General features: G+C 38.9%; 3 protein-coding genes. All 3 read left to right on the forward strand.

Going from position 1 to position 4,576, the window contains the following annotated elements; genetic code table 11:
* A partial coding sequence (locus ACP69U_RS13640) for a RepB family plasmid replication initiator protein (protein ID WP_426138816.1) occupies window positions 1-692 on the forward strand: 692 nt, incomplete at its 5' end.
* A 1,517-nt stretch (window positions 693-2,209) separates the two neighbouring features.
* Window positions 2,210-3,832, forward strand: coding sequence for a MobA/MobL family protein (locus ACP69U_RS13645; protein WP_426138817.1), 1,623 nt, complete (start codon window positions 2,210-2,212; stop codon window positions 3,830-3,832).
* Window positions 3,833-4,204: 372 nt separating this feature from the next.
* The coding region (locus tag ACP69U_RS13650) for a RepB family plasmid replication initiator protein (RefSeq protein ID WP_426138818.1) at window positions 4,205-4,576 on the forward strand (372 nt) is incomplete at its 3' end.

Genomic DNA, 4,576 nt, shown 5'->3' on the forward strand with positions numbered 1-4,576 from the left:
ATGATATAGACGGCAAACCTGTAAAGTCTCGGTGGCTACAGCGTGTTAAATACTTAGATAATGAGGCGGCTATAGAGGTTTGTTTTACTTACGACGTTGTAACCGAAATATCTAGAATTCATGGTCTTGAGAAGTACTTTACACAATATTTATTGCAGCAAACATCACAATTAAAAAGCATTTATTCAGTAAGGCTCTACGAGTTATTAGTGCAATGGAAAACCGCTAAAAAAACTCCATTATTTGAACTTAAAACATTCAGAGAGCAGCTAGGTTTAGGTGTCAACGATTATAAAATTATGGGCAACTTTAAAGCTCGTGTTCTTGATAATGCGGTTAATGAAATTAATGAAAAATCAGACCTAAAAGTCAGCTACGAACAGGTTAAAAAAGGCGTGGCTATAGCAGGCTTTAAGTTCAAGGTATTAACTAAAGGGCAACCAAAAAATGCAACGCGAGAAGCCGTCAGAGACGGGGACACAGCAGATATGTTCACGATTGAAGGTCTGAACGATAAACAACTAGGGCGTATCGTCCGAAACCCTACTTTTATGGCTGAATATAATCATTTGGTAAGCCCGACTAGCCCAGCTGGACAGTCACAGCAAGGTTGGGAGTTTGAGATGATTAACCGTCTTAAAAAAGACGCATCGCAGTTTAAGAAACGCCCCATCAAAGAGTATTTAGATTGATAATGAGGTGATAATCAGAAGAGTGCGTAAGTGATGTTATATATAGGTTAGAGCGTTATTTGTTTAATCAACAATAAAAAGTAAATCAGCGCCATTTTTTACAAAACTTTTATTATTTTTCTTATAGCCTTGTAGGCGTTTGCTCATCGTCCTTTGCGAAAATTTGGTTACGCTTTATACTCTAGGCAACATAGTTTGCCCTTAAACTCAATATAGCATTTTCAAAATTTTCCCGCTATATTCGTCTTGCTGACTAACAAATATACTATATGTAGTGCTCAGTGATTTAAACCATCACTCTGAGCAACGTTATATTTTTGTCTAAAATATAATGATGTGGAATTAAACGATAGTACAGCAGATGTATAGAACAAGCTTATTAGTTACATTCAAGCGACCAAACTTTAGAGTAACTAATAAGCTCGTCTATATGTGAATACAAAAAAATCAGACAAAAAAGACAATATAGAACCCAGTTTTTTGAGAGGTCTATAGCGAATTTTTTGGTCTCGGAGCACTCTCGCGACCCTTTTTTTTTGCTTGTCGGTGGACTTCATTAGTTTTTCATAACGAAGGCTGTCGACAGTCGAATGATACATCAAAGGGTCTTTGTTATCGATCAATATTTTCAGAAGATTGTAGCTTTGCTATGAGCTTTTTGAAAGGAAACCCTTATGAATAGTACGTTAGAGACCTATCCAAAAATCTTATCAATACAAAATACCAGTGTTGATACTATTACGATTTCATTTCACATATCTAGAACCAAACTCATGGGTCTTTATAGTGTTTGGAAGAGAAGATTGATTCGTAGTTTAGTGGTTTCTCTGCTTCTGGCGATCCCTCATTGCGTTCACGTAGAAGGTCCTTTTTTCACCTATGTGAAAGCTGAAACGAATATACACCACACTATAATTTTAAATAATGATTAATAACACACGCTGTAAATCATGAAGAGCCTTCGTCTATTTGGTCGAGGGCTTTTTGGTTTTTGACAACCCCCAATAGCTCTCAATTGTCGCCTGTCATTTACATTGCAATATATAAAAGGACACACTCCTGCATGTAAAAGGACGCACCTAAAAGCCCCAACCTAACCTGTTCATTTTGCAATTTTAAGTGTTAAATATTCAAAGTAGGTGTTATTTATCAAAACTTTTGCTCATTTATCAAAAGTTTTGTTCCAAAATTATAGGGTATTGAGGCAAATTCGGATGTAGGAGCAGAATTGAACACACTGCGAGGTATCTAGCCTCTATAGGTTGTTCATTTTGCAATTTTAAGTGTTAAATGTTCAAAGTAGGTGTTATTTGTCAAATCTTTTGCTCATTTATCAAAAGTTTTGTTCCAAAATTATAGGCTGCTTTGTCGTATTTCCTGTCTTTTTGGCCCTCCGCTAGGAGTCCTCGAAGAGCGCAGTTTCGAGAAATCACATATTAGCCTACTTCGTGCTAATATGTGATTGTCTCAAACAGCGTTGGGGAAACCCCAAACCCCAAAAAACCCGAGGTGCAAAAATGGCAATATTCAGAGCCGAAACCAAATCGCTCAGTCGTGGACAAGGGCACAATTTAGCGGCGGCGATCTCATATCGTGCCGGTATAAAACTCACCGACAACAACAAACTAAATCCTAAAGCCAGGTCTTACGATTACACCAAAAAAACCGATGTGGTTCACCGTGAAATACTGCTCCCTAAAAATTTGAGTGAGCAATTAGAAGCGTCCGACATTGAGTTGGATTTTCAGAGCATCGCTGATTTAGTCGAGATTGGAGAAACCACCAAGCGCGGGAAAATGAAACATAGCGCACGCCTTGCTCGTGAATGGGTATTGTGCGGAGTGCCTGAACTAACACGCGCCGAGAATATCGAACTGTTTGAGCAATTTGCTCAACAGCAGAGCGAAGAGCAAGGCGTTCTCAGCATGGTTTTTGTTCATGATCCCACCGCAGGTGATGACATGGCCACCACCAAGGCGGTAGCAGAGGGCAAAAAGATGGGCAGCCCTGACCCACGCAATATCCACGCTCACATACTATTATTAACCCGAAAGCTAGACGTATCAAGCGATAGCTTGTTATCGCTAGGCGAAAAATCAGACAGCGAGCTGTCTAACGATGAACGTACGCGCCCTGTCGTCCCAAAAAAACTCGTTGGCACAATTGATCCTGAGACAGGCAAAAAAATCCAGCAGGGGCGCGGATTATGTTCAAACAGTGAATGGCTCAAAAACACCCGTAAACAATGGGCAGATATTCTTAATGAACGACTGGAACAGAAAGGGGTTCAGCCAGTTACCCATAAGAGTTACAAGGATCTAGGGCTCACATTCAAACCTACCAAACATTTAGGAAAAAATGCCAGTATCGCAGAGCGCATGGGCGTTCAAACAGAAATAGGAAAATATAATGAGTCAGTCAACAGATACAACCACAACCAACTTGAGCAGACAGCAAATAGCGGAATTACTAGCAGCCAACAACAAATTGCGCGCAGCCAACGATGGATTGATGCAATCAGTAATGGCGATGAATACATTCAACGAAAAACTGATGACACAGATCAACAGGAAAGATCGTTTAATAGCAGAATTGCAGAACAACGCCCAAATCCCTATGAGCAGCAGCTCAAAACAAGCGCTGATAACCGAAAACAAAGAGCTACAGAGCTTGACGAGCGAACAATCATTTTTGATAGAGCGTCAGAACGAGCGGATAGAAATGCTCGATACAGAAAACCAAGAATTAATGGAATTATTGGCGAGGTTGACAGATTAACTTGGAAAACAGCTCTACTGTTTTCCAATCGTAGCAACCTGCCAAATTATACGGATAGACAAAAAGAGATTTTAGAGCAGTTTGCTACTGAAAATAGCCTAGTGACAGGGGATTTCAGAGAGGATATTAGGGTTGCTAGAGCGTTTTTCAGTGATGGAGATAATCACCAGAGCCATAAACATATCGTTAAACTCATAAATAACCCTGAGACAGAGGAACAGAATTACTCTAAAACGCTCAAATTTGAGGCTGAGAGCAGTTTAAACGAATTTACTAGGGATTCTGTGGGCGATAGTCCTAAAACGTCAGATACAGCTAATGAGAGCGTTTCTATAGCACCTAGAGGACGTAGACGACCGTAGTTAATATTTTTTCTTGTTTCCAGTGCGTTATGCGATCGGTTAGCAAATGAGATGATTTTTACCGTAAAAATGAATTATTTTTTAGGCATCTTTTATCTTTTGTCTTTCTTAGTTATCAACAACCAAAAAGGTTTTTAAGGTTTTTAAGGTTTTTAAAAGCTTTTAAGCTTGCTGTAAGCCACGTATTATAAAGCTTTCCGAGCCCATTTATATACATTTACCTGTCAGTTCATATACATTTACCTGTCAGTTCATATACATTTACCTGTCAGTTCATATACATTTACCTGTCAATTGCATACATAATAGATTGTTGTATATTTATATACATGGTGTAATATATGTATATAAATATGGTTTAAGGTGGAATATATGGCAACCGATACAGTAGTTAAGTCAAATCGTTTGAATATGGCTATACAAAATTTATCACTGATTGAAATTAGGATTATTCAGCTAGCAATTATTGATGCACGAGAAACAGGCGAAGGACTAAGTACAGACAAGCCCTTAATCATAGCAGCATCACGCTATGCGAACGTGTTTGGTGTATCACGGCAGACGGCGCGACAAGCAATATTAGACGCAGAGAAAACGCTTTTCGAACGTCGTTTTACTTTTATAGATGATATAGACGGCAAACCTGTAAAGTCTCGGTGGCTACAGCGTGTTAAATACTTAGATAATGAGGCGGCTATAGAGGTTTGTTTTACTTACGACGTTGTAACCGAAATATCTAGAATT

This window comes from Psychrobacter sp. TWR1-1-1 (assembly GCF_049895865.1).
GTDB classification, from domain to species: Bacteria; Pseudomonadota; Gammaproteobacteria; order Pseudomonadales; family Moraxellaceae; genus Psychrobacter; species Psychrobacter immobilis_A.

What these genes read in the sequence shown, in the direction of transcription:
- ACP69U_RS13645 (WP_426138817.1), top strand. Translation starts at nt 2,210, where the DNA reads ATGGCAATATTCAGAGCCGAAACCAAATCGCTCAGTCGTGGACAAGGG.